At 70.6% G+C, this 23,371-nt stretch carries 24 protein-coding genes; 9 read left to right on the forward strand and 15 right to left on the reverse strand.

All coding sequences use genetic code 11. The features are described from left to right. Nucleotides 1-158: 158 nt before the first annotated feature. The 3 genes from PZB75_RS29190 to PZB75_RS29200 form a co-directional block, all read right to left on the reverse strand. The gene (locus PZB75_RS29190) at nucleotides 159-446 is read right to left on the reverse strand and encodes a hypothetical protein (protein WP_275538292.1); all 288 of its coding nucleotides are present in this window, start codon (nucleotides 444-446) and stop codon (nucleotides 159-161) included. A 307-nt stretch (nucleotides 447-753) separates the two neighbouring features. Next, the gene (locus PZB75_RS29195; RefSeq protein ID WP_275538293.1) at nucleotides 754-1,467 is read right to left on the reverse strand and encodes a trypsin-like serine protease; all 714 of its coding nucleotides are present in this window, start codon (nucleotides 1,465-1,467) and stop codon (nucleotides 754-756) included. A 238-nt stretch (nucleotides 1,468-1,705) separates the two neighbouring features. Further along, on the reverse strand, nucleotides 1,706-2,233 hold the full coding sequence (locus PZB75_RS29200; protein WP_275538294.1) for an ATP-binding protein: 528 nt from the start codon (nucleotides 2,231-2,233) through the stop codon (nucleotides 1,706-1,708). Nucleotides 2,234-2,418: 185 nt separating this feature from the next. Here PZB75_RS29200 and PZB75_RS29205 point away from each other — a divergent pair, with 185 nt between their 5' ends. Together PZB75_RS29205 and PZB75_RS29210 are read left to right on the forward strand one after the other, a co-directional pair. Continuing rightward, nucleotides 2,419-2,649, forward strand: a complete 231-nt coding sequence (locus PZB75_RS29205; RefSeq protein ID WP_275538295.1) for a DUF397 domain-containing protein — start codon at nucleotides 2,419-2,421, stop codon at nucleotides 2,647-2,649. Nucleotides 2,650-2,738: 89 nt separating this feature from the next. Further along, on the forward strand, nucleotides 2,739-3,671 hold the full coding sequence (locus tag PZB75_RS29210; RefSeq protein ID WP_275538296.1) for a helix-turn-helix transcriptional regulator: 933 nt from the start codon (nucleotides 2,739-2,741) through the stop codon (nucleotides 3,669-3,671). Nucleotides 3,672-3,692: 21 nt separating this feature from the next. On the opposite strand, the gene PZB75_RS29215 is transcribed toward PZB75_RS29210, so the two are convergent. The 3 genes from PZB75_RS29215 to PZB75_RS29225 all read right to left on the reverse strand — a co-directional run bounded on the left by PZB75_RS29215 (nucleotide 3,693) and on the right by PZB75_RS29225 (nucleotide 6,341). Further along, nucleotides 3,693-4,511 carry an SAM-dependent methyltransferase gene (locus PZB75_RS29215; protein WP_275538297.1) on the reverse strand — a complete coding sequence of 273 codons (819 nt, stop codon included), beginning with the start codon at nucleotides 4,509-4,511 and terminating at the stop codon, nucleotides 3,693-3,695. A gap of 211 nt (nucleotides 4,512-4,722) precedes the next feature. Then, a complete protein-coding gene (locus PZB75_RS29220) occupies nucleotides 4,723-5,217 on the reverse strand; it encodes a hypothetical protein (protein WP_275538298.1) in 495 nt (164 codons plus the stop codon). Between the two features lie 17 nt (nucleotides 5,218-5,234). After that, nucleotides 5,235-6,341, reverse strand: a complete 1,107-nt coding sequence (locus PZB75_RS29225; protein WP_275538299.1) for a helix-turn-helix transcriptional regulator — start codon at nucleotides 6,339-6,341, stop codon at nucleotides 5,235-5,237. Nucleotides 6,342-7,574: 1,233 nt separating this feature from the next. Between PZB75_RS29225 and PZB75_RS29230 the strand changes: the two genes are divergently transcribed. The 5 genes from PZB75_RS29230 (at nucleotide 7,575) to PZB75_RS29250 (ending at nucleotide 11,601) form a co-directional block, all read left to right on the forward strand. Beyond that, a complete protein-coding gene (locus PZB75_RS29230) occupies nucleotides 7,575-7,700 on the forward strand; it encodes a hypothetical protein (RefSeq protein WP_275538300.1) in 126 nt (41 codons plus the stop codon). A gap of 148 nt (nucleotides 7,701-7,848) precedes the next feature. Next, nucleotides 7,849-8,868, forward strand: coding sequence for an amino acid ABC transporter permease (locus PZB75_RS29235; protein ID WP_275538301.1), 1,020 nt, complete (start codon nucleotides 7,849-7,851; stop codon nucleotides 8,866-8,868). A 65-nt stretch (nucleotides 8,869-8,933) separates the two neighbouring features. After that, complete coding sequence (locus tag PZB75_RS29240; protein ID WP_275538910.1) at nucleotides 8,934-9,725, forward strand: amino acid ABC transporter ATP-binding protein; 792 nt, start codon at nucleotides 8,934-8,936, stop codon at nucleotides 9,723-9,725. 50 nt (nucleotides 9,726-9,775) lie between these two features. After that, complete coding sequence (locus PZB75_RS29245) at nucleotides 9,776-10,798, forward strand: transporter substrate-binding domain-containing protein (protein WP_275538911.1); 1,023 nt, start codon at nucleotides 9,776-9,778, stop codon at nucleotides 10,796-10,798. Continuing rightward, the gene (locus tag PZB75_RS29250) at nucleotides 10,795-11,601 is read left to right on the forward strand and encodes a GNAT family N-acetyltransferase (RefSeq protein ID WP_275538302.1); all 807 of its coding nucleotides are present in this window, start codon (nucleotides 10,795-10,797) and stop codon (nucleotides 11,599-11,601) included. Before PZB75_RS29245 ends, PZB75_RS29250 begins: the two co-directional genes overlap by 4 nt. Nucleotides 11,602-11,652: 51 nt before the next feature. On the opposite strand, the gene PZB75_RS29255 is transcribed toward PZB75_RS29250, so the two are convergent. Next, on the reverse strand, nucleotides 11,653-13,098 hold the full coding sequence (locus PZB75_RS29255; protein WP_275538303.1) for a hypothetical protein: 1,446 nt from the start codon (nucleotides 13,096-13,098) through the stop codon (nucleotides 11,653-11,655). Nucleotides 13,099-13,648: 550 nt separating this feature from the next. On the opposite strand from PZB75_RS29255, the gene PZB75_RS29260 reads away from it, so the two are divergent. Both PZB75_RS29260 and PZB75_RS29265 read left to right on the forward strand, forming a co-directional pair. After that, nucleotides 13,649-14,860 (forward strand): S8 family peptidase, encoded by a 1,212-nt coding sequence (locus PZB75_RS29260; protein WP_275538304.1) that lies wholly within the window; start codon nucleotides 13,649-13,651, stop codon nucleotides 14,858-14,860. Nucleotides 14,861-15,110: 250 nt separating this feature from the next. Next, nucleotides 15,111-16,046 (forward strand): LysR substrate-binding domain-containing protein, encoded by a 936-nt coding sequence (locus PZB75_RS29265; protein ID WP_275538305.1) that lies wholly within the window; start codon nucleotides 15,111-15,113, stop codon nucleotides 16,044-16,046. 102 nt (nucleotides 16,047-16,148) lie between these two features. Here PZB75_RS29265 and PZB75_RS29270 read toward each other — a convergent pair whose 3' ends face one another. The 8 genes from PZB75_RS29270 to PZB75_RS29305 are packed head-to-tail and all read right to left on the reverse strand — an operon-like array spanning nucleotide 16,149 to nucleotide 23,194. Then, nucleotides 16,149-17,171: an amidohydrolase family protein gene (locus tag PZB75_RS29270; protein WP_275538306.1), complete on the reverse strand. Its 1,023-nt coding sequence runs from the start codon at nucleotides 17,169-17,171 to the stop codon at nucleotides 16,149-16,151. Between the two features lie 2 nt (nucleotides 17,172-17,173). Then, the gene (locus PZB75_RS29275; protein WP_275538307.1) at nucleotides 17,174-17,695 is read right to left on the reverse strand and encodes a 3-hydroxyanthranilate 3,4-dioxygenase; all 522 of its coding nucleotides are present in this window, start codon (nucleotides 17,693-17,695) and stop codon (nucleotides 17,174-17,176) included. Continuing rightward, entirely contained in the window at nucleotides 17,692-18,147 is a 456-nt protein-coding gene (locus PZB75_RS29280) for a RidA family protein (RefSeq protein WP_275538308.1), read from the reverse strand. Before PZB75_RS29280 ends, PZB75_RS29275 begins: the two co-directional genes overlap by 4 nt. After that, on the reverse strand, nucleotides 18,144-18,911 hold the full coding sequence (locus PZB75_RS29285; protein WP_275538309.1) for a 4-oxalocrotonate decarboxylase: 768 nt from the start codon (nucleotides 18,909-18,911) through the stop codon (nucleotides 18,144-18,146). The genes PZB75_RS29280 and PZB75_RS29285 overlap by 4 nt, the downstream gene beginning before the upstream one ends. Beyond that, on the reverse strand, nucleotides 18,908-19,939 hold the full coding sequence (dmpG, locus tag PZB75_RS29290; protein WP_275538310.1) for a 4-hydroxy-2-oxovalerate aldolase: 1,032 nt from the start codon (nucleotides 19,937-19,939) through the stop codon (nucleotides 18,908-18,910). The genes PZB75_RS29285 and dmpG overlap by 4 nt, the downstream gene beginning before the upstream one ends. Then, nucleotides 19,936-20,892 (reverse strand): acetaldehyde dehydrogenase (acetylating), encoded by a 957-nt coding sequence (locus PZB75_RS29295; protein WP_275538311.1) that lies wholly within the window; start codon nucleotides 20,890-20,892, stop codon nucleotides 19,936-19,938. The genes dmpG and PZB75_RS29295 overlap by 4 nt, the downstream gene beginning before the upstream one ends. Further along, on the reverse strand, nucleotides 20,889-21,722 hold the full coding sequence (locus PZB75_RS29300) for a fumarylacetoacetate hydrolase family protein (RefSeq protein ID WP_275538312.1): 834 nt from the start codon (nucleotides 21,720-21,722) through the stop codon (nucleotides 20,889-20,891). Before PZB75_RS29300 ends, PZB75_RS29295 begins: the two co-directional genes overlap by 4 nt. Then, nucleotides 21,719-23,194, reverse strand: a complete 1,476-nt coding sequence (locus PZB75_RS29305) for a 2-hydroxymuconic semialdehyde dehydrogenase (protein WP_275538313.1) — start codon at nucleotides 23,192-23,194, stop codon at nucleotides 21,719-21,721. The genes PZB75_RS29300 and PZB75_RS29305 overlap by 4 nt, the downstream gene beginning before the upstream one ends. Nucleotides 23,195-23,371 lie beyond the last annotated feature (177 nt).

A 23,371-nucleotide genomic window follows, 5' to 3' on the forward strand; every position in this document is an offset into this window, starting at 1 on the left:
CGGGGGCCGCTGGCATGTACGGCCCCCGAAGGTCTCCGCGAGGGCATACGGATGTGGCCCCCGGGAAGACCCGGGGGCCACACTGTGAGATGCCCGTCCTGCGCCTCCTCCGGAACGGCTCAGCGCCGCGCCGGGGGAGACGTCACGTCACACGCTGATCAGGAACGCGTGAAGGTGGTGCCGTCGAAGGCACCGGCCTGCCCGGCGCCACGCGCCGAGTCGAGGTAGAAGACGTTGCCGTCGTGGTCGGTGCCGGAGGCCCGGACGACGGAGAACCCGCCGAGCGCCCCGGCGCCCTTCAGCGCGCTGTAGTACCCCGGGCCGGAGGCGTGGTGCTCCGACTGCCGGTTGTCGTGGCCGGGGTCGGCGGCGGCGACGCCGGCGCCGCCCAGGGCGATCGGGGCGACGATCGCGACGAGTGCCAGAGCCTTGGCGAACTTACGCATGGAATGCCTTTCTTCACTGAGTGGACGGTCGGAGTGAGAACGGCGCTTTCCGAACAGGACCAGCGGTTTCGCACCAACGACCACGCATCACGTTGCCGTGATCGCGGCGCCTGGCGCGTGTGCCACTCTCGGCAGGACCGAAATCAAGGCCCGTGTGCACCCGAATCGCCTAATGCCCCTCCGGTGTTCCCGGTGCGCCACCCCGCCCGGACCCGCACGCGCGCGAGGGCGCCCCGCTCATCAGCGGGACGCCCTCGCCCTGACACCTCTTCACCGCACCTCGGCCGTGCGGGTGGGAGCGGACCGGTCAGACTCCCGCGATGGACCGTATCCAGGAGCGGTACGCGGTCACGTTCGTGTACGCGGTGGTGGTCTGCCGGTCGCTGGTGGAGGCGACGCCGACCTGCACGCCGTTCGCGGTCATCGGGCCGCCGGAGTCGCCGCCGGCGGTGATGCCGTCACCGCGGCGGGCGCAGATCGCCGAGCCGTTGTACGCGTCGCTGCATCCACTGGTCACGGTCACGTTCGCCACCTTCAGGTAGCGGGACTGGCAGTTGATCTCCGAACCGCACTGGGAGGTCGCGCCCCAGCCCCAGACCTGTACGGACTGACCCACGAACACGGTGCCGGGCTGGCCGAGCTGTGAGTAGGTCGCCGTGACGGAGCGGTCGAGACGGACCAGCGCCAGGTCGGCGGCCGAGCTCGTGTAGACCTGGGTGCCGTTGGCCACGGTGCCGCCGCTGCTCTGGTCGAGGCTGCCGATACGGAACGACAGCCCACCGCCGCTGACGCAGTGCTTGGCGGTGAGTATCCAGGTCGGGGCGATGATCGTCGACGTACAGGTCTGCTGGCCGTTGGAGAAGAGCCGGGCGGCCCAGGGGGCGTTGCTCGCCGTTCCGCCGCCGATGATGGGGTTGACCACACCGCTGGGGGCGCTGGTGTGGGCCGAGGCCGTGGGGGCGAGTGCGAGCGCGGAGAGCAACACGGCTATGAGCGCGGGAAGCAGTCTGGTGGGTCGCAAGGTTCCTCATTTCCGAAGACACACGCTGGGCGGCGCGCGATGGGGGTCTCGGACACCAACATGGCCGGATACCGGACGCCGGGGAACTAGCGATTGGCCATAACACACGGCTATGCGGTGGCGTCGAGCCACCTTCGGACGACACTTTTCGGCCAGGTGGTCCGCCCGCGATCACGCCTGCCGGGAGTCCTTCCGGGGTCTGCGAGGGACATGGCACGGGCGGACGGACCGGGCGTCGTCACCGGTTCAGCGAGATCCGCGCCCATACGGCCTTTCCGCTCCGCCCCGCGGGCTTCCAGCCCCAGTCCTCGCTGAGCGCCTGGACGATGGGCAGACCGCGGTGCCGCTCGGCGAGCGGGGCGGGCATGGTGAGTCGCGGCCGGCGCCGGCTCGGGTCGTAGACGACGCAGAGCAGCGTACGGGGGCGACGCGTGAGGGCCAGCCAGATCGAGGGGTCGAGGCTGTCGGGCAGCGGGGTGCGCCGCCGGCCGTGGCACACGGCGTTGGCGACGAGTTCGGAGACGATCTGGACCGTGTCCTCGCGCACCGGATCGAGGTGCCAACGGCTGAGTACGTCCGAGGTGAACCGCCTGGTCTCCCCGAGGCAGGCGACGCTGGCGGGGATGCGGTGGGCCGCGAACGGCGGTGCGCCGAGACTGAGATGGGGCGTGAGGTCGGCCGGATTGCCGTCCCGGGGCCGGGGGAGCGCGGGGGTTTCTCCCGGCGTGTTCTGCCTCTGGCGGTGCTGTCGGTGTGTCGCAGACATCTTCGTCTCCCCGTCATGAGCCCGTGCGGGCGGCGCCCACCACATTTTGTCCGCAACCTGAGGCGTGGGGACTCGTTCCTGCAAGTGCGGCTGAAATTTCAGCCGCCCCTGAATCGCACACCGGTTCCGCGCGGCGGAGTGGGCGGTTTTGGGGCCGTGGTGGACGTGGAACGGAGAAACCCGTGATGTCGCAGGTGAACGGTGCGAGCGCCGACTCGATCGAGGGTGTTGTGTGGCGCAAGAGTGCGCGGAGCAACGCCGCGGGGAACTGTGTGGAGGTCGCCCTTTTGGCGGACGGAGGAATTGCGGTACGAAACTCACGCTTCCCCTCGGGGCCCGCGCTGATCTACACCCGGGCGGAGGCGACGGCTTTCATCCTCGGCGCGAAGGACGGTGATTTCGACTTCGCCCTGTAGACGCACAGTCAGGTTCTGGCTATTGCGTGCCCGCTGCGCAGCTCACTGCCATACTGACGCCTCGACCACTGCGTAGGGGAGGTTTCGGCATGGCTGCCCAACACACTGGTGTGCCCTCCATACGGGGGTTCCAGCGGCGTCCGCATCTGGGAGCCGCCGCACACCGCCGGGCGCTGGGCGAGTACATGAGGCGGTGCCGCGGTAGCCGGAACCTGACCGGCAAGGACGTCGCCCGGCGTATCGGCACGTCCCCGTCGACGGTCAGCCGCATGGAGAGCGGCGAGCGCACCGACAACCCGGTCCGCAACGTCGCGAAACTCCTTTCCGCCTGTCGGATCACCGACGACCGGGAACTCTCCCACGCCCTGTCGATCGCGGAGGAGGGGGAGCGCCCCGAGGTGTGGGCGCCGTACGCGGACTATGTCGCGAAGTGGGTGCAGCCGCTGCTCGCCCTGGAGCCGGCCGCCCGGCGCATCCTGTCGTACGAACCACAGCTGGTACCGGGCTGGCTCCAGACCGAGGAGTACGCCCAACTCGTCATTCGCGCCGGATTCCCGGACGCCCCGCGCCACGAAATCGAGGCGCGGGCCAAGGCACGGGTCGGCAGGCTCCACATGGTCGGCCGCGCTCAGGACCCGCCCGCGCTCGTCGTCATCATGGACGAGGACGTGCTGCGGCGGCCCGCGGGCAGTCCCGGAGTGATGTACCGGCAGATCGAGCATCTGATCCAGGTGCTCAAGGGCGAGCTGCGACACCGCGTCAAGCTGCAGATCGCGCCGCTGGCGATGGGAATGACCGGTGCGGTGGGGCATCCGATCGTCCATCTGCGCTTCGCCGACGATCTTCTGTCCGACTTCGTCTACCTGGAACAGAGCGAGAGCGCCTGGTGCATCGAGGGCGCGGGGGAAGCGGAGCGGTACCAGTCCCGGCTCTTCCGGCTCTGCGGCATGGCCGTCCCGGCGGACCGGACGCTGACGCTGCTGGAGGACAAGCTGGCCGAACTGGCCCGCAACCGCTACTGACCCGCGACGGCGGCCCTGCTGTCAGACGAGGCCGGCCCCGCCGAACTCCTCCCACTCGAAGCTGAGTTGACGCGGAGCGGTGGCGCCCGTCGTGGGCCGCCACTCGGACACCTCGACCAGACCCGGGTCCAGTGGCGTGAGGCCGTTGTCCGCGTAGTAGCCGCGGACGTCGTCCCGGGTGCGGACGCGGCCCCAGTTCCCCTGTGTCTCCTGGTCCATGAAGGAGGACACGAAGTCACGCACCTCCGCGTTCTCGCTGACGAGCTGGCAGATGACCATCACGCTGCCCTTCGGCAGCCTGGCCCGGACCCTCCTGATCAGCTCCGTCGGCCGGTCCTCGTCGGGGATGCAGTGCAGCACGGACACGAACAGCGCGGCGACAGGTTCGTCCGGATCGATCAGGCGCTCGACCTGCGCGCTGCCGAAGATGAAATCGGTGTCCCGCATGTCCGCCTGGAGCACCGCGGTGTTGGCGTTGGTCTCCAGCAGCGCCCCGCCCACGCTCCGTACGATCGGGTCGGTGTCCACGTACACCACGCGGGCGTCCGGGTCGACGCGCTGGGCGATCTGGTGCACGTTGTCCTGTGTGGGAAGGCCGGAACCGTGGTCGATGAACTGCCTGATCCCGTGCTCCCGCGCCAGCACCCCGACGACCCGCCGCAGGAAGGCCCGGTTGTTCAGCGCGAGCGTCTTCATGCTCGGCACCTGCTTCAACAGGCTGTCGCACGCCGTGCGATCGGCCGCGAAGTTGTCCTTCCCGTCCAGGAGATGGTCGTACATCCGAGCGACGCTCGGCAGTTGGACGTCCACTCCGTACGGCAGGTCCCTCTCAGCGTGCATATGTTCCCCGAACGTCATGACGAGACCCCGGTCGGAACTCGTCCGGAGCGGGAAAGTCTAGTGGGATTTCAGCGCGCGAACGAGACCACGAACGGCTGACACCCCCCGCCTGGGACACGGGCGCGGAGCGGCACGCGGGCCGTGGGGCGTTGTGTGCCCCGCTCACCTGGCACTACGTCAGGAGTTGTGAAGGCTCAGGGAGTTGATTGATTCAGTGCGCCGTCCGCAGATGGTGGGAGCAGAGAATCGGGCGGGCGTCGTCGGCCCCGCGCAGGGCGAAGAGGAACTCGCTGTGGGACAGGCCCATCAGGTCCGCCGCCGCCGTGGTCTCCATCCTGAGCCGGCGCCTCAGCACGACGGCGTCGCTCACGCAACGGGTCCTGGGGCAGCACGACCGGGGGACCCCTCCGCAGCCGGCCATCTCGTCGACGCACTCGCACAGCAGATGCCAGGCGACGGCGGCGGGATGGGGGCATCGCAGAGCGGCGGCCCAGTTCATGGCGAGAGCGGTCATGGCGTCCTCGACTGCTCGCTCGGCCGGATGACGGGACCCGAGCCGGGCGGTGGCATAGGCGAGGTAGCCGTCGCGGTAGAGCGTGCGGAACGCCTGGAAGGCCACCACGGCGGTCGGGGAGACCCGTGGCTGGGCGGGCACGCGGTGCCGCGTCGGGGCCCGCAGGGCGGGGACAGGGTGGTGCGTCGTCATCTCGGCCGTCCCCGCCCCTACAGATAGGGCTCGGTGGCCAGGTCACCGACGGACGGGTCGTCCGTCATGAGAACGCTGTAGTGGACCGCTTCCCACAGGGGCTTGAAGTCGGCCGCCCAGCCGCCGAGCGCGGTGACGAGCGCGCCCAGGATCTCCCACTCCGGTACGAGGTCGCCCTGGAGCACCTGGGTGACCACCTCCGCGGGCACCTTCCCCTTGCTGCGCCGCTGGACCTGCTGGGGCGTCGGCCGGGCCGCCGCCAGGTGCAGCCCCCGCAGTGCCGCCTTCAGCGAGGCGATGTGCTCGGTGACCGTCTGCCGGGGCGGCTGGGTGATGCCGTGGGCCACCTCGCACAGTAACCGCAGCTCGCGTGGGTCCTGGCCGAGAACGTCGGACAGATGGCAGACCAGGTCCCACGAGGGGAGGCGTTCGCCGGACAGGACCCGGGAGATGAAGGACGGGGAGAGCATGGTGTGGTCGGCCAACTGGCGAATGCTGACGCTGCTCTCGCGGTGGATCTGGGAGAGTGCCGCGGCGAGCCGCCGTCCGGCGGTGACGGGTTCGCGCACGGCCTGCTCGGTCTGCTCGGCGCGCTCGGCGGATGCGGCCGCCCGCACCGCGCCGTATCCGTCACCGTGGAGCGACGCGACCGCCCTGGGAGTGGGGAGCGGGGTGGCCCTGTGCACCAGTGCGCGATGGTCGAGGAGCCGCCGCACGCGGTCCGAGCTCCACTTCGTCCTGGCCGTCTCCGATGTGAGGTTGGTGGCCTTGGCCACCTCCTCCCATTTGGCTCCCCTGGCGCGGCCCTCGGTGACGACGGCGGCCAGGAAGCACCCCACCTCGCTCTCCACGGCGCGGGCCCGCTGCACCAACTCGCCCAACTCGTCCCCCGCGTAAGCCGCTTCGAGGAGGAACCCGGCCAGCCGGTGCACCTCGGCCGCCAGCTCCTGCCCCAGCGAACGGCGGTCCTCCCCGACGGCGCCGGCCTTCTCCCGCTCCCGGCGGCGCTGGGCCTGTCGGCGGCAGCTGTCGCCGCAGTACGAACGGCGCCGGCCGGGCCCCGTGACGTCGGGCAGTTCCGTCCCGCAGAATCCGCACTCACGCCTGGCGGTCTCGCCTCGCATGCCGTGCCCCTTCCCCGAGCCGTCCCGCCGGTCGCCCGGAGCGGTGGACGGCCCTCCCTCGGTTGATTTCTTCACGTCGTACGGGGCCGCTTTTCGTGCGCCGTCACGGGGGGACGACCGGCCGGGCGCGGGCGTGGCCGCCGCTCCGGAGCACGGGCGGTCCGCACGGGCCCCCGGCAGGCGGCCGGAAGGATCGCTTCCGCGCCCGGACCGGGCTTTCGGGGACACCGGGCCGCCGTTCGGCCGCTCACAGCTCTCCGCCGGGCACCATGCGCGGGACCGGCGGGGCGGGTGACCCGCCCGGACGCGCCGTGACACCGCCGACACGCGACCGTGCGTAATCCCCGCCGCTTTCGTTACCGTCATCACGACCCGGAGACACCACGGTGCTCCGGATCGCACGTCGGAAGGTCATGAGTTTTCCCCTTGGAATCTCGTCACCGGACGAAGTGTGGGAGGGGGCTTGGTCCTTGGTTCGCCGCCCGGCTCAGGCCCCCTGCCGATCGCGACAGTAACGCGGTCCACCGTCACCCGCCACGCGCCCTGTCGTAATCCTATAAACCTGCCCGGATACGGGGAGAAAAAGAAAAAACGGGCGAATGGGTGAACGTCTGAGCGAATCAATGATGGGCTCAGCGGGGACGCCTGAAAGAGATTGACCGGTCTTTTTCGGAAGTGAATGATCTGTCGCGGATCGACTCATGGGACAGGCGCGGGAATTGCGCTGGTCCTCGTGTCTCACCGGTACTCCGGTGGACACCCCCGGCGGTCCGATGCCCTACCCCCGCCGTGCGGCGTGACAGCACGCCGGCGGCCGGCCCGCGCGGACCGTACGCGCCTCCCAAGTGGCCCCTCGTCGCACGTGTGTTGCCCGCGCGCTGCGGCAATGTGTCGGCAACGTGAAAAGAACCGCGCGACCTGCGTGGTGCCGCCCCCGCCGATCGGCCTCTCCCGCGCCCCCGGCGGGGTGCGCCGATGACGGCGCCGGCCTGCTCCTGTGCCGAATTGCCCAGGAATCTCATGGACGATTCGGGGAGTTCCGCACCGGGTCCCGGCGCCCGAGGACGGTGCCGACGGCTCGTCGCAGTCGCGTTGACAGCGTTCTGGCGCCGTGCCTAACTTACCGCCAGACCGGATCCGAGCGTCAGCCGCAAGCCTGCCTCCACGGTCCGCGGCCCCGACGCCTCGCGGGCCGCAGCAGACATGAAGTCCGCGGCGGCGGAAGAGCGATGGGTGACCGGGATGTACGCAGGTCCGGGAATGGCCGCGTGGCGACGCCACGGCCGGGTCGCCGCGTTCCTGCGTCGGCACATCGATCTGCACCACGTCAGCAGCGCGCTCTGTCCCGGACAGGGCTGAAACCGGACCCGGACGATCGTCCGAACGCCTCCCACTCGCGAGGACGGCCGTTCCGGGCCCCGGCACACTCCCGCACCACAGGCCGTCCCCGATTCCGTCCGCAGCCCCGAGGGGCGGCCGGCGTCCTTTCGATTCCGCTGGAGCCCCCATGAGCGAACCACCCATATCCGGAGTGGAGACCGTCGAGAGAACGGTCTCCCCCGGACCCGACGGCGAGAGACCGTCAACTCCGTCGGAAGAAAAGGAAACTGATTTACCGTCAGCTCAGCGGGTGGTGCCGCTGCGGCATCCCTGGCGCTGGATCGCCACCGTGGTCGTGGCGGTCGTCGTCGCCCAGATCGTCCACGGTCTGGTGACCAACCCGTTCTACCAGTGGGACCGCTTCCACTACTGGTTCCTGCGTCCCGTGATCCTCGACGGTCTGCTGATCACGCTCAAGGTCGCCGCCTGGAGCGCTGTCTTCGGACTCCTCGGCGGTGTCCTCCTCGCGCTCGCCAGGCTGTCGCGGAGCCCCGTACTGCGCGCGGTGAGCTGGGTGTACGTCTGGCTGTTCCGGTCCGTGCCGCTCATCGTCGTACTGCTCTTCCTCTACAACTTCAGCGCGCTCTACCGGACGTTCAGCCTCGGAGTGCCCTTCGGCCCCGGCTTCGTCAGCTTCAGCGAGTCGACCGTCGCGACGGACGTCGTCGTGGCGGTCGTCGGACTCAGCCTCAACGAGGCCGCCTACGCCGCTGAAGTGGTGCGCGCCGGACTGCTCTCCGTCGACCAGGGACAGCACGAGGCGGCGTCCGCGCTGGGACTCCCCAAGAGCTACCAGTTCACCCGGATCGTCTTCCCGCAGGCACTGCGGGCGATCGTGCCCTCGTACGTCAACCAGCTGATCGGGCTGATCAAGAGCACATCGCTGGTCTTCTACGTCTCCCTCCTCGACCTCTTCGGCCAGGTGCAGAGCATGGGCAGCACCTACCCGGGCGACGTCGTGCCGCTGCTGCTCGTGGCGACGGTCTGGTACGTGATCCTGACCAGCGTCGTCTCGTTGATCCAGTTCTACGTGGAGCGGTACTACTCCCGGGGCGCGCTGCGCACCGTACCGCCCACCCCGTTGCAGAGACTGCGCGCCGGATTCCGCACCCTCCGGGCCCGCCGCCGGATCGGAGCGGCCCTGTGAGCGCCGGGAAGGGCGGGACGGACGACGTGGCGGCCAGGAACGCGCGCGTCGCAGCGGACACCGGCATCGCCCCGGTGGCGGTGCGGGTCCATGGCGCGCACAAGTGGTACGGGGCGCACCGCGTCCTCACGGATGTCGACCTCACCGTGGAGGCCGGTCAGGTGACCGTGATCCTCGGCCCCTCCGGCTCGGGCAAGTCCACGCTGCTCCGGGCGATCAACCATCTGGAGAAGCTCGACATCGGATACGTCAGTGTGGGCGGCGAGCCCATCGGTGTCCGGCACCAGGGGGACCGGCTCAAGGAGATCAGCGAGCGCGCGATCCGCGCCCAGCGCCGCCGGATCGGGTTCGTGTTCCAGAACTTCAACCTCTTCCCGCACCTGACCGTGCTGGACAACGTGGCCGCGGCGCCGACCGCCACCGGACGCGGAACCAGACAGGAGTCACGCGAGCAGGCGCGCGCCCTGCTCGACCGGGTGGGCCTCGGCGACAAGGCGGACGCCTATCCGCGGCAGCTCTCGGGCGGCCAGCAGCAGCGGGTGGCGATCGCGCGTGCGCTGGCGCTGGAGCCGGGCGTCATCCTCTTCGACGAACCGACCTCCGCACTCGACCCCGAACTGGTCGGCGAGGTGCTGGCCGTCATCAAGAGTCTCGCCACCAGTGGTACGACGCTGATCGTCGTGACCCACGAGATCGGCTTCGCCCGGGAGATCGCCGATCGGATCGTCTTCCTCGACGGCGGCCGGATCGTCGAGGAAGGCCCGCCGGAGAAGGTGCTGGACCATCCCGACCACCCGCGGACACGGGAGTTCCTGAGCAAGGTCTTCCCGCCCGCGTCCGCCGTACCGGCCACCTGACCCGCACATCCCCCACGCATTCCCCTTCACCCATGCCCTTGAGGATCAACATGCCGCACCTCCGTTCCAGAATCGACCGTGGCGTCATCGTGACCGCCCTCGTCACCTCCCTCGCCGTCGGCCTCGGCGGATGCGGAAGCGATGACACCGAGTCCACGTCGGCGACCGTCGACGGGAAGGGCACGGTCGTCGTGGGCGCGCTGTCGAACGGCGCCGCGCAGGAGACCGAGCTGACCGTCCCGGAAGTCGCCGCCATCCGGGCGGAACTGCCGAAGGACATCGCCGACAAGGGCGAGCTGGTCATCGGACTCGGCCTGCTGCCCACGGGAAGCGCGCCGCTGGGCTACGTCGGCAGCGACCAGAAGACCCTCACCGGCTCCGAACCCGACCTCGGCCGGCTGGTGGCCTCGGTGCTCGGACTGAAGCCCGTCATGGCGAACACCACGTGGGAGAACATGTTCGTCGGCATCGACAGCGGCCGGAACGACGTCGGTTTCGCCAACATCACCGTCACCGAACAGCGCAAGGAGAAGTACGACTTCGCCTGCTACCGCAAGGACGACGTCAGCTTCGAGGTGCCCGAGGACAGCACCTGGAACTTCGACGGCACCCACCGGAGCCTCGCCGGCAGGACCGTCGCGGTGAGCGCCGGCACCAACCAGGAGAAGATGCTGCTGCGTTGGCAGAGTCAGCTGAAGGCGGAGGGCGGGGCCCCTCTCACGGTCAAGTACTTCCAGGACATCAACAGCACGTACCTGGCCCTGTCGTCCGGCAAGATCGACGCCTACTTCGGCCCCAACCCGAGCGTCGTCTACCACACCGTGCGGACGGCGAAGACCCGAGCCGCCACCCGGAACGCGGGCAAGGTCTCGGGCGCGGGCACCACGCTCCAGGGACTGATCTGCGCGACCACGAAGAAGGACAACGGCCTGGCCAAGCCCCTCGCGGACGCCATCAACCACCTGATCAGCACGGGTCAGTACGGGAAGTGGCTGAAGGCCTGGCACCTGGAGGGCGAAAGCGTCCCCGTCTCCCGCGTCAACCCTCCCGGACTGCCGAGGTCCAACTCATGACCACGGATGTCCGCGACACGGCCGACGGCGCGTCCGAAGGGACCACCGGGGCAGCCGTGTCCGCCGGCCTCCGGCCGCCGGACCGGTCCGGCACACCGGGCGGGCGGCGGGAGGCCCCGCCGCGCACACTCGACAACCCGGCCTGGGCCGCGCTGACCGGCTCGCACCGCCGTCTGTCGCAGCGCGTCGGCGCCGCCGCCCGCTACCACCCCGACGTGGCACCCTTCGTCGCGCTCGCCGACCCCTTGGACCCGCGCGGCTGGCAGGACCTGGCCGCACTGGTCGGGCCGGGCACCTCCTTCACCCTCGCCGGAGTCCACGCCGTACCCGCAGGCTGGGAGATCCTGCACGAGGTGGAAGGCGTCCAGCTGATCGCCACGTCGCTGCGCGGCGGACCCGACCCCGAGGCGGTGCGTCTCGGCGCCGCCGACGTGCCGGAGATGCTGGACCTGGTGGCCAGGACGCGGCCGGGGCCGTTCCTGCCGCGGACCGTGGAACTCGGCGCGTACCACGGCATCCGACGCGACGGCCGTCTCGTCGCCATGGCGGGGGAGCGGCTGCGCCCGCCGGGCTGGACGGAGATCAGCGCCGTGTGCACCGACGAGGCCCACCGCGGGGAGGGCCTGGCCACCCGTCTGGTCCGTCATGTCGCGGACGGAATCCGTGAGCGGGGGGACAGGCCGTTCCTCCACACATCGGCCGCCAACACCCGTGCCGTCCGGCTCTACGAGTCACTGGGCTTCAGCCTCCGCCTCAGGCCCCGCTTCCGCACGCTCCGGTCCCCGGGGGCGCCCCGGTCCTGAATCCGGCCGGACGACGCACCGGGACGCCGAAGGGACCGGCCTGACCTCGTCTCAGAGGAGCGGCGTCCGGCGGACGAAGACATCGGGATATCCGTTGGTGTCCCCCGACGGCAGGGCGCCGTCCTCCGCTGTGAACAGCAGGGTGGTGCCGAGTGCGTCGACCGAGGGTTCGTACGGCTCGGTGGTCTGCGGACTTTCCGGGACGTAGGCCAGTTCCGTACGGCCGGTCAGGAGGTTGTGGCGGAAGAGGTCGGCCCGTCCGTTGGTGTCCCCGGGCACCAGATTGTCCGAAGTGGAGGTGAAGTAGACCCACCGGCGGTCCGCGCTCATGACGCCGCCGCTGTCGTCACCGTTGCCCTCGGCGCCGCCGATGCCCTTGCCGACCACCGCCGTCGTGCCCGTCCGCAGGTCGTGGGCACAGACGATGTATCGATGGGTGATGATGGACCTCTCGTCTATCTCCCAGCCGTTGAAGACGACGTGGCGGCCGTCGGGGGCGATCGTGCCGCTCACGACGCCGAGCAGCCTGCCGTCCGGTGCCACGCTCGCACCACGGACGTGCCCGGTGCGCAGGTCGTACACGTAGAGGGGGTACAGACGGGGCTTCATGATCTCCGCGTCGGCCCGCGCACCGGCGGGGCCCGTGCCGGGTCCGGTGTCCGGCGAGGCGCCGGCGTCCTCCTCCGGGTCGTCCGGGTCCGGTTCGTCGGCCGTGAGCAGGTTGGTGGCCTTGGAGATGAACGTGACGCTCTGTCCGTCCGCGCTGATTCCCGGCTGCCTCGACGCCTGATCGGCGCGCGAGCCGTCGGCTCCGATACTGGCCACGTGGGTGACACCGGTCCCGCGGTCGGTGACGACGATGCTTTCCTTGGGCCGGCCCTCTCCGGGCACGAGGTCCGACCGGGTGGTCTCGTAGGCGACGTACCGTCCGTTCCAGCTGATCGTGGGGTTCGCGGCCAGGCCGCCCTTGGAGTCCGGTGGCACCGTGCCCGGGGTGATCCTTTCCGTGCGCCCCGTCACGCGGTCGTGCACGTAGATGTCCTGTGTCTCGTTGGTGTCCCCGGGAGTCAGACTGTCGTCGTCCGAGGCGAACGTCACGTACCGGCCGTCACCGCTGATCGCGCCCTCGGACGCGCCGGAGGCGGACTGACCACCGTCAGCGCCCACGCTGACGCGCTTGGTGGTCCCGGTCCACAGATCCCGGACGAACAGGTCCCACGTGCCGTTCGTGTCCCCGGACACGAGGTTGTCCGCGTCCGACGAGAACAGCGCGTAACGGCCGTCCGTACTCAGCCCTTCCGAGTACGAGGCGCCGTTGGGCTGCGCGCCGCCGGGGGCCACGCTCACCCGGACGGTGCGGGGAGCCGCCGGGGAGGCCGCCGCGGGCAGCGTCGCCCCCGCCAGGACCACCGCCGTCAGGGCGCAGCCGCCCAGGACCGCCCGCCGCCGAGCGCCGCCCCGCCCCCGTCCTCCGCCGGTCGCAGGTCTCCACGTCATGACTGCCTCCTCTTGGTCACGCCCGCCGCGCGGCGCTTCGTCACCCGTGCGCGGCCCGCCCCCCGGCGGTCGGCTGGGGAGAGCCAACCGCCGCACATCCACGCGGTCAACGTCGCTCCGAAGAGTTGGCCGACAACCCACCAACCGCCGTACAACCAAAGGGAGTCGGATGATCAGTGGAGGGAGGGGAGGACCTGCCGCATCCTGGAGCGGCCGCTCTGCCGGCCGGGTGACCGCCCCCTCGCGAAGAGGCCGAAACAGGTCTCTCCCCGGCGAGGACCGGACGAGGACCGGGCAGGAGCCCGGCGAGGACCGACCCTGTGCGTCACCAACCGTCCGCACGCCTGTGGCCGACCACCGCTCTGTTGCGGTCGCGTGACGCGCGCCTGACGCGCCGCCAACCCGAATGGCGCGCTCATGACATTAGTGGGGAAGCGCTTGTTCCGCCGGAGCGCGCCGGTCCATCGTCGAGGAGCGGCGGACGATCCCGTCCACCGCACCGACCGGACGCGTGGCCCCCCACGCGCCATGTCCGAGGAGGACCCTCTCGATGGCAGCAGTGCGCAACACCAAGCGAAGGATCGCCACAGCGCTCGCCGGCGCGGCGGCCGTGGTGGCGGTGGTCGGAGCCGGCACGGCCCTCCCGGCCCAGGCGGCGCCCGCGGCGGGCAGAGTCCTGCATGCCGGGTCCGCCGAGGCGATCCCCGGCAGCTACCTCGTCACCTTAAGGAAGGACGCCGGATTCCAGGCGTCCACGGCCCGGGGCAAGCAGCTCATAGGCGAGTACGGCGGCAAGGTGCGCCGGACGTACAACTCCGCGCTGAACGGTTACGCGGCCACCCTGAGCAGTTCGCAGGCCGAGCGCCTCGCGGCCGACCCGGCGGTCGCCACGGTCGAGCAGGACCAGAAGGTGCACGCCACCGGCACCCAGAACAACGCGCCATGGGGCCTCGACCGCATCGACCAGGCGAACCTGCCCCTCAACGGCACGTACACCTATCCGGACTCCGCGGGCGGCGGTACGACCGTCTACGTCCTGGACACCGGGGTGCGCATCACCCACCAGGAGATCAGCGGCCGGGCCTCGTACGGCTACGACTTCGTCGACAACGACACCACCGCGCAGGACGGCTACGGCCATGGCACGCACGTCGCCACGACGGTCGCCGGAACCACCTACGGGGTCGCCAAGAAGGCGAAGATCGTCGCCGTCCGGGTGCTCGGCAACGACGGTTCCGGTTCGACGTCCGGCGTCGTCGCCGGTGTCGACTGGATCACCGCCAACCATGTCGCCTCGTCCGTCGCCAACGTGTCGCTGGGCGGCGGCGTCAGCACCACGCTCGACAACGCGGTGACCAAGTCCATCGCCTCCGGCGTCACCTACTCCATCGCGGCCGGCAATTCGGGCGCACCCGCGTCGAACTACTCGCCCGCCCGGGTACCCACCGCGATCACCGTCGGCGCCACCACCAAGACCGACGCGAAGGCCTCCTACTCCAACTACGGACCCCTCGTGGACCTCTTCGCCCCCGGCTCCGGCATCACGGCGGGCTGGAACACCTCCGACACCGCCACGTACACGGGCGACGGCACCTCCTTCGCGGCCCCGCACGTCTCGGGTGCGGCCGCGATCTACCTGACGAACCACCCCGGGGCCTCCCCGGCCGCTGTCGCCTCGGCGCTGGTGAACGGCGCGACCTCCAACGTGCTGACGGGCATCGGCACCGGCTCGCCCAACAAGCTGCTCAAGGTCGTCCCGTAACCGGTCCCACCACACCACGGGGGGAGTCCCGTCGCCCGGGCCGGGGCGGCGGGACCTCGGGCTTCGCGAGGACGGGGCGGGTGCGCCCGGGACGGCGGCCCCCTGGCCCGCGCGCACAGCTGTCCCGCGCGCACAGCGGGTCGGCACATCACGCGGTCCAAAGCGGTGACCGTGTCCGGCACCTCCGGGCAGCGGACATCGTGTGCCCGCGTATCGACATCCCCGCGGGGTGGCCGGATAGAGTCGGGGGGTGGAGATCCCCCGCCTGCTCGACGGCCGGCTGAAGTTCCGACATCTGGTCCTCGTCGACGCGCTGTCCCGCCAGGGAAGTGTCGTCGGCGCCGCCGCGGAGCTGCATGTGACGCAGCCCGCGGCCACCCGGAGCCTGCACGAGCTGGAGGACATCCTCGGTGTCCCGCTGTTCGAGCGTGGCCCCCGGGGTGTCACCGCCACGGTCTTCGGCGAAGCGTTCACCCAGCACGCGCGGGCCGTACTCGCCCAGTTGACGCAGGCGGGCCGGCACGTGGTGGAGCTCGCCGACGCCGACCGTGGCACCGTGGTCGTCGGCACCCATCTGGCCGGGTCCAACGTCCTGCTGCCACGGGCCATCGCCCGGATAAAGAAGGAACGCCCGTATCTGACGGTGGTCGTACGCGAGGCATCGCCCGAGGCGCTGCTGCTGGAGCTGGAGGCCGGGCGCATCGACTTCATCGTCGGCCGGCTCACCATCCCGTCCGGTGAGCGGATGGTGCGCCGCAAGCTCTACGACGAGTCGGTCGAACTCGTCGTCCGGGCCACGCACGCCCTCGCCGGCCGGCCGGAGGTCGACCTGGCCGAACTGGTCGACTACCCCTGGATTCTGCCGGGAGCGGAGACCGCGCTGCGGCGGGAGGTCGGGGAGTTCTTCACCCGGCACGGTTTCGCGCTGCCGCTGAACCGGGTGGAGACGACCTCGTTCCTGACGGTGCGTCAACTTCTGCTGGAGACGGACATCGTCGCGGTCCTGCCCAGGCTGATCGTCCAGGACGACCCCCGGATCGTACGGCTGCCGGTCCCGCTGGACCCGATCGGGCACAGCGTGGGACTGACCCTGTCGGCCGCCCGTACGCTGAGCCCTTCCGTGGAGGCGCTGATCCGGAGCCTGGAGGACGTCGCCGCCGGCATGGCGGAGCAGCGGAACGCGTGAGCGGGGGCGGCCGGCGCGTGTGTCACGCGCCGGCCGCCCCCGCTCGTCCGGTCGTCCGCCCGCTGTCCGTCCCCGTGGCCGGGGCGCCGGGCGGACCCGCCGTCAGACGGTCCCCCGAGCGGCCTCCGGTGCGGTGAGGCCCAGGAAGCGCTCGGCGTTGCCACGGGTTATCAGCCGACGGCCCGCCTCGTCGAGGAACCCGCTCTTGCGCACCACCTCACCGACCGGGCGCTCGCCCAGCGGATACGGGTAGTCGCTGCCCACCATCACCCGGTCCACGCCCACCGTGTCGACCAGCAGCCGCAGGGCGCGGTCGTCGAAGACCACCGAGTCCACGTAGAAACGGCCGAGGTAGTGCGAGGGCGGGAACTGCGACGTACCGATGATGTCGTTGCGGCCGTGCCACGCGTTCTCCATCCGGCCGAGCCAGAACGCGAAGGACCCGCCGCCGTGCGCGAAGCAGATCTTCAGCCGGTCGTCGATCCGGTCGAAGACCCCGCCCAGGATCAGCGCGAGGATCGACAGATGCGTCTCCGCGGGCATCGCGGTCAGCCACTGGGCCATCCACCGGTCGAGCCGCGGTGAGCTGGCCATGTCCCAGGGGTGCACGAACACCGGCACGTCCAGCGACGCGCAGTGCTGGAGGAACATGACGACACCCTCGCTGTCGAGGTCGAGATCACCGACGTGGTTGCCGATCTCGACCCCGCGGTGCCCGTTCGCGACACACCGCTCCAGCTCACGACAGGCGGCGTCCGGGTCCTGCAACGGCACCTGGCAGAACGGGAGGAGCCGATCGGACGCGGGGGCGACGATCTCCAGGGCCAGGTCGTTGAAGATACGGGCGACCTTCGCCGCCTCCCGGCCGTCACGCCCGTAGGTGAAGAACGCCGGTGTCGGCGAGACCACCTGGGTCCGCACCCCGTCCGCGTCCATGTCCCGCAGCCGCGTTCCGGCGTCCCAGCAGTCCGCCTGGACGCGGCGGAACTCCTTCGTCCCCATCATGATCATCGCGTCCGACTCGGACTCGATCCGCAGCCACGGCGCGTCCGGACCGATCTCCGGCCGCAGATCGGGCCAGCCCCGGGGCACGTAGTGGGTGTGGATGTCGATCATTCCGTCCACGGTCAGCCCTTTCCGGGATGCTGCGCGCCGCACCTCGGGCAGACCCGGGCCTTCTCGTCGGCGTAGAACTCGGCGAAGACCGGCGGCAGGTCCTCGACGATGTCGCGCACCTGGAGCTCGATCTCATGGATCAGCTCGGAGCAGTCGAGGCAGTACCACTGGAACTTCTCCAGCGTGCCCTCCTCACGGACCCGCTCGATGACCAGTCCGATCGACTCGGGGTCGGGCCGCTGCGGGGAGTGCGGGAGATTGCCCGGCAGCAGCCAAGCCTGGCCCTCACGGATGTGCACGGTCCGCGGTCCGTCCTCGGTCATGAGGTTGACGTGCATGTCGCCCTTGACCTGGTAGAACCACTCCTCGTACGGGTCGAGGTGGAAGTCCGTGCGCTGGTTGGGTCCGCCGACGATCTGGACGATGAAGTCCTGGCCCAGCGACATCGTCCGGTTGTTCACCGGCGGCTTGAGCAGGTGCTCGTGCTCGGTGATCCACCCCTGGAAATCGATGACCTGCGGGATGTCCGTCATGACAGTGCCTCCGTGCTGTGCGAAACGTCCGACTGGTTGGGCTGCGGCAGATGGGCGATGGCCTGGATCTCGATCAGCAGATGCGGGTGCGGCAACTGGTGCACCGCGACGGTGGTCCGGGTCGGGCCGCGCTCGTCGAAGAACTCGCCGTAGACCTCGTTGTATCCGCCGAAGTCGTTCATGGACACCAGGTAGGTGGTGACCTGGGCGACGTCCGAGAGCTCCGCGCCCAGTTCGGCGAGCATGTCCCGGATGTTCTCGATCACCGCGCGTGTCTGCGCGCGGATGTCCAGGTTCGTCGTGCCCATCGCGTCGGCCTCGACACCCACGAAGGTGTTGTCGGGCCGCCGTGAACTCGTACCGGACACGAAGACCAGGTCACCGACGACCTTCACGTGCGGGAACCGCCCGCGCGGGGTGGCCCGCCCCGCCATGACACGCGCCCCGCTCATCGGACCCCCCGCACGCTGACGGAACCCAGACCCGCGACCTCGCACCGGGTGACACCCTCCGGCAGCGGCACCGCCGCCGTAGCCGCGCCCGCGAGCACCACCTGCCCGGCCCGCAGCGGGATGCGCCGGCGCCGGCACATGTCCAGCAGCGCGTGCAGCGCCCGCACCGGGTCGCCGAGGATGGCGGCGGTCGAGCCGGTCACCTCCGTGCCCCCGGCGATCAGCCGGACCGCCCGGTTGGACACGCTCGCCACCGGACGCCAGGGCCCGACCGCGTACGCCGACGCGGAGGTGTTGTCCGCGACGACATCGCCGTAGGTGAACCGGAAGTCCCGGTACCGCGAGTCGATGATCTCCAGCGCCGGGGCGACCGCGTCGACGCAGGACTCGATGTCCGTCGCCGGATCGTCCAGGTCCACGTCACGGCAGAGCCGGTAGGCGACCTCGGGCTCGACCTTCGGATGGATGAAGCGCGCCAGGTCGACGTCGTCGCCGTCCGCGACCCGCATGGCGTCGGTGAGCCGCCCGACGATCACGTCGGAGACCCCCATCTGGGCCATCTTCGCCTTGCTGGTGAAGCCCAGCTTGACCCCGGCCGTCCGCTCCCCGCGCGCCTCGCGCAGGGCCACCAGCGCCGCCTGGATCGCGTACGCGTCGTCGACGTCGAACTCATGGGTGTCGGCGAGGCTCGGGGTGTCGGTCCGCGTCGTCTGCGCGGTGTCGAGCCGCCGGGCCAGCTCGTCGATGGTGTCCGCCGTGATCACTTGGCGCCCCCGTCCGTCAGGGCCTCGCGTCGCGCGGCCAGGTCCAGTGCGATGTCCACGATCATGTCCTCCTGGCCGCCGACCATCTGGCGCCGGCCCGCTTCGAGCAGAATCTCCCGGGTGTCCAGGCCGTAGCGCAGGGCCGCCCGTTCGGCGTGCAGCAGGAAGCTGGAGTACACACCGGCGTACCCGAGCGTCAGGGTCTCGCGGTCCACCTGCACCGGGCGCTCGCGCAGCGGGCGGACGATGTCGTCGGCGGCGTCCTGGAGCGCGAACAGGTCGCAGCCGTGCTCCCAGCCCAGCAGGTCCGCGACGGCGACGAACGGCTCCGCCGGACAGTTGCCCGCCCCGGCGCCCTGCCCCGCCAGCGCCACGTCGACGCGGTACGCGCCGTGTTCGACGGCGGTCACACTGTTGGCGACCGACAGCGACAGGTTCTCGTGGGCGTGGATGCCGATCTCGGTTCCGTCGTCCAGCACCTGGCGGTAGGCGTCGACCCGCTCGGCGACGTCCCGCATGGTCAGCCGGCCGCCGGAGTCGGTGACGTACACGCAGTGCGCGCCGTAGGACTCCATCAGCGCGGCCTGCCCGGCGAGGCCTTCGGGGGAGTTCATGTGGCTCATCATCAGGAACCCGGACACGTCCATGCCGTGCTCCCGGGCCCACGCGATGTGCTGGGCGCTGACGTCGGCCTCGGTGCAGTGGGTGGCGACACGGACGCTGCGCACCCCGAGGTCGTACGCCCGGCGCAGATGCTCGATGGTGCCGATGCCGGGCAGCAGCAGGGTGGTCAGCTTCGCGTGCTCCAGCACGTCGGCGGCGGCCTCGATCCACTCCTCGTCGGTGTGGGCGCCGAATCCGTAGTTGGCGCTCGACCCGCCGAGCCCGTCGCCGTGGGCGACCTCGATGGCGGCGACCCCGGCCCGGTCCAGCGCGGAGACGATCTCGCGCACCTGGTCGACGGTGTACATGTGCCCCATGGAGTGCATGCCGTCCCGCAGGGTCACGTCCTGTACGTAGAGCTTCATGCGTTCACCCATCCTCGGAGTACGGCGATCTTCTCGGCGGTCCGGACCGCGGCGGAGGTCATGATGTCGAGGTTCCCGGCGTAGTCCGGCAGGTAGTGACCGGCCCCCAGCACCTCCAGGAACACCGAGACCCTGACCCCGGTGACCCGTCGGCCGAGCGCGGGGACCAGGACGTCGTCGACGGGGTCGAACTGCACGTCCTGCTTGAGCTTGTAGCCGGGGACGTACTCCCGGACGGACCCGGCCATCTCCCGCACCGACTCGACGATCCGGGCCTGGACGGACGCGTCCACCGGTCCCTCGACGAGGCAGTACACGGTGTCGCGCATGACGATGGGCGGCTCGGCCGGATTGAGCACGATGATCGCCTTGCCCACCGAGGCGCCGCCGACGACCCGGATGGCCTCGCTGGTGGTCTCGGTGAACTCGTCGATGTTGGCCCGGGTGCCGGGCCCCGCCGACCTGGAGGAGATGGAGGCGACGATCTCGCCGTACGCGACCGGGGCGACCCGGGACACGGCGGCCACCACGGGGATGGTGGCCTGACCGCCGCAGGTCACCATGTTGACGTTCGGCGCTTCCAGGTGCTCGTCCAGATTCACCGACGGCACGACGAACGGACCGAGGGCCGCCGGGGTCAGATCGACCATCAGCTTCCCGTGCCGCCGCGCGATCTCCGCGTTGCGCACATGGGCCTTGGCCGAGGTCGCGTCGAAGATCACCTTGATGTCGGCGAACCCGGGCATCTCCACCAGGCCGTCGATGCCCCGGTGGGTGGTGGCGACCTTGAGCCGCCCGGCGCGGGCGAGCCCGTCGGAGTCCGGGTCGATCCCGACCATCGCGCCCATGCGCAGCGTCTTCGACAGCCGCAGCACCTTGATCATGAGGTCGGTCCCGATGTTGCCGGACCCGATGACGGCGACGGGAACGCCGTCGGTGGCTGTGGTGCTCACTTGGTTTCCTCCTCGATGACTGCCTCGACCTCGCCCAGCCCGTCCAGTTCCAGCCGGTACCGTCCTTGCCCGCCGACCGGCACCATCGGCCCGAGCGCCCCGGACATCACCACGTCCCCGGCCCGCAGCGGCTGTTCGCGCCGGACCATTTCGCGCGCCAGCCAGGCCACGGCGACGACCGGCGAGCCGAGGCAGGCGTGGCCCGCCCCGAAGGAGACCGGCTCGCCGTCCCGGTGGAGAGTCATCCCGACCTTGGAGAGGTCGCGCCCGGCCAGGGGGTACGGCGTGGTGCCCAGGACGACCGCGCCGCTGGAGGCGTTGTCCGCGACGGTGTCGGTGATGGTCAGGTCCCAGCCGGTGATCCGGGAGTCGACGATCTCGATGGCGGGGAGCACGAACTCGGTGGCCCGCAGCACGTCCGCGACGGAGGCGCCGGGCAGATCGAGATCGCGTCCGAGCACGAAGGCGATCTCGCCCTCGGCGCGCGGCTGGAGGAAACGGCCGTACGGCACCGGCTCGGTGTGCGCGTACATCATGTCGTCGAAGAGGACGCCGAAGTCCGGCTGGAACACACCGAACTGCTGCTGTACGGAGGGGGCGGTGAGCCCGATCTTGGCGCCCACCCGCCGCGCCCCGGCGGCGGCGCGCACGGTGGCGACGCGGCGCTGCACCTCGTAGGCGGCGGTGATGTCGGTCGGGCCGAGGTGCCGGCGGACGGGCGCGCAGGGCGTACGGGTGGCGGCGGCGGCCGTCAGCAGGGCGACGGCTGCGTCGACCGGGTCGTCGGCCGGGGCATCGGTGGCGGGGCCGGCCTGGGGGTGGTCGGTCACAGTTGCACGCACACATTCGTCGGCTCGGTGTAGAAGTGCAGGGAGGACTCGCCGCCCTCGCGGCCGATGCCGGAGAGCCCGACCCCGCCGAACGGGGAGCGCAGGTCGCGGAGGAACCAGGTGTTGACCCAGGCCATGCCCACGTTCATCGCCTGCGCGACGCGGTGTCCACGGCGCAGGTCGTTGGTCCACACGGACGCCGCGAGGCCGTACTCGGTGTCGTTGGCCAGGGCGATCGCCTCGGCCTCGGTGTCGAAGGGGATGAGCGCGGCCACCGGGCCGAAGATCTCCTCGCGCACGGCCCGGTCCGCGTTGGTCAGCCCGGTCCACAGCGTCGGCTCGATCCAGGAGCCGCCGTCCAGGTCCGCGCCGAGCCGGGGCACGCCGCCTCCGGTGAGCACCCGGGCGCCGGCCTTCTCGGCCAGTTCGAAGTAGCCGAGCACCTTCTCGCGGTGGGTCCGCGAGATCAACGGGCCGGTGGTGGTCGCCTCGTCCGTCGGGCGTCCCAGCCGCAGGGCCGCGGCGCGTTCGACCAGGCCGCCCGCGATGTCGTCGAACACCGACCGCTGCACGTACACCCGCTCGGTGCACAGGCACACCTGCCCGGTGTTGGTGAACACCGACTTGGTCAGTCCGGTCAGCGCCTCGTCGATGTCGACGTCGTCGAAGACGATGGCGGCGTTCTTCCCGCCGAGTTCGAACGAGACCGGGCGGACCCGGGGCGCGACCGTCTTCATGACGTGCGAGCCGGTCGCCGACGACCCGGTGAAGGTCACCCCGTCGATGCCGGGGTGCGAGGTCAGGTACTCGCCGGCCGAGCCGCCGCCGAAGCCGTGGACGACGTTGTACACCCCGGCGGGGAGACCGACCTCGGCCAGGACCTCGGCCAGCAGAGTGGCCGTGGCGGGCGTCTCCTCGCTCGGCTTGACGACCACGGCGTTGCCGCAGGCGAGGGCCGGGGCGACCTTCCAGGTCAGCAGCAGGAGCGGCAGGTTCCACGGCACGATGACCGCGACGACGCCCAGCGGCTTGCGCACCGCGTAGTTCAGCGCCTGCTTGCCGCCCGCGAGATCGGTGAGGAAGGACTCCTGGCCGGCGGCCGCGACCACGTCGGCGAAGGTACGGAAGTTCGCGACGGCCCGTGCCACGTCGAGCTCCCGTGCCTGGGTGACCGGCTTGCCGGTGTCGGCGATCTCCGCGGCGACGAACTCCTCGAAGCGTTCCTCGATACGGTCGGCGGCGCGGCGCAGCAGCGCGGTCCGTTCGCGTACCGCCGTCGTCGCCCAGCCGTCGCCGAGAGCCCGCCGGGCTCCCGCGACCGCGCGGTCCACCAGGGACTTGTCCGCTTCATGGACGCGGGAGTGGACCAGGCCGGTGGCCGGGTCGACCTTGTCGAAGCTGCGGTTCTCGTCGGGCTCTACGAATCGTCCGTCAACGAAGTTGCGGATCCACCGCCCAGTGTCTGCCGTCATGCCCCCACTTTGAGAGCCGCAGCCATGCCAGGCAAATGAACTTCTTGTACGCTGACATGCCTGGATTGATATATCGAGACGGGGCGGTCGATCGATGGGGGAGAGGGGGTGCGGGCGGGTCGGCCGACGGGCGGGCCACCGAGGCGCCGACCGTGCCGCGTTATACCTGAACCGGTA

This window comes from Streptomyces sp. AM 4-1-1 (assembly GCF_029167625.1).
Taxonomy (GTDB): Bacteria; Actinomycetota; Actinomycetes; order Streptomycetales; family Streptomycetaceae; genus Streptomyces.

Bases quoted from the DNA above. Each gene is read 5' to 3' on its own strand.
- PZB75_RS29190 (WP_275538292.1), bottom strand. From the start codon at position 446: ATGCGTAAGTTCGCCAAGGCTCTGGCACTCGTCGCGATCGTCGCCCCG.
- PZB75_RS29200 (WP_275538294.1), bottom strand. From the start codon at position 2,233: ATGTCTGCGACACACCGACAGCACCGCCAGAGGCAGAACACGCCGGGA.
- PZB75_RS29205 (WP_275538295.1), top strand. From the start codon at position 2,419: ATGTCGCAGGTGAACGGTGCGAGCGCCGACTCGATCGAGGGTGTTGTG.
- PZB75_RS29210 (WP_275538296.1), top strand. From the start codon at position 2,739: ATGGCTGCCCAACACACTGGTGTGCCCTCCATACGGGGGTTCCAGCGG.
- PZB75_RS29215 (WP_275538297.1), bottom strand. From the start codon at position 4,511: ATGCACGCTGAGAGGGACCTGCCGTACGGAGTGGACGTCCAACTGCCG.
- PZB75_RS29220 (WP_275538298.1), bottom strand. From the start codon at position 5,217: ATGACGACGCACCACCCTGTCCCCGCCCTGCGGGCCCCGACGCGGCAC.
- PZB75_RS29225 (WP_275538299.1), bottom strand. From the start codon at position 6,341: ATGCGAGGCGAGACCGCCAGGCGTGAGTGCGGATTCTGCGGGACGGAA.
- PZB75_RS29235 (WP_275538301.1), top strand. From the start codon at position 7,849: ATGAGCGAACCACCCATATCCGGAGTGGAGACCGTCGAGAGAACGGTC.
- PZB75_RS29245 (WP_275538911.1), top strand. From the start codon at position 9,776: ATGCCGCACCTCCGTTCCAGAATCGACCGTGGCGTCATCGTGACCGCC.
- PZB75_RS29250 (WP_275538302.1), top strand. From the start codon at position 10,795: ATGACCACGGATGTCCGCGACACGGCCGACGGCGCGTCCGAAGGGACC.
- PZB75_RS29255 (WP_275538303.1), bottom strand. From the start codon at position 13,098: ATGACGTGGAGACCTGCGACCGGCGGAGGACGGGGGCGGGGCGGCGCT.
- PZB75_RS29260 (WP_275538304.1), top strand. From the start codon at position 13,649: ATGGCAGCAGTGCGCAACACCAAGCGAAGGATCGCCACAGCGCTCGCC.
- PZB75_RS29275 (WP_275538307.1), bottom strand. From the start codon at position 17,695: ATGACGGACATCCCGCAGGTCATCGATTTCCAGGGGTGGATCACCGAG.
- PZB75_RS29280 (WP_275538308.1), bottom strand. From the start codon at position 18,147: ATGAGCGGGGCGCGTGTCATGGCGGGGCGGGCCACCCCGCGCGGGCGG.
- dmpG (WP_275538310.1), bottom strand. From the start codon at position 19,939: ATGAAGCTCTACGTACAGGACGTGACCCTGCGGGACGGCATGCACTCC.
- PZB75_RS29305 (WP_275538313.1), bottom strand. From the start codon at position 23,194: ATGACGGCAGACACTGGGCGGTGGATCCGCAACTTCGTTGACGGACGA.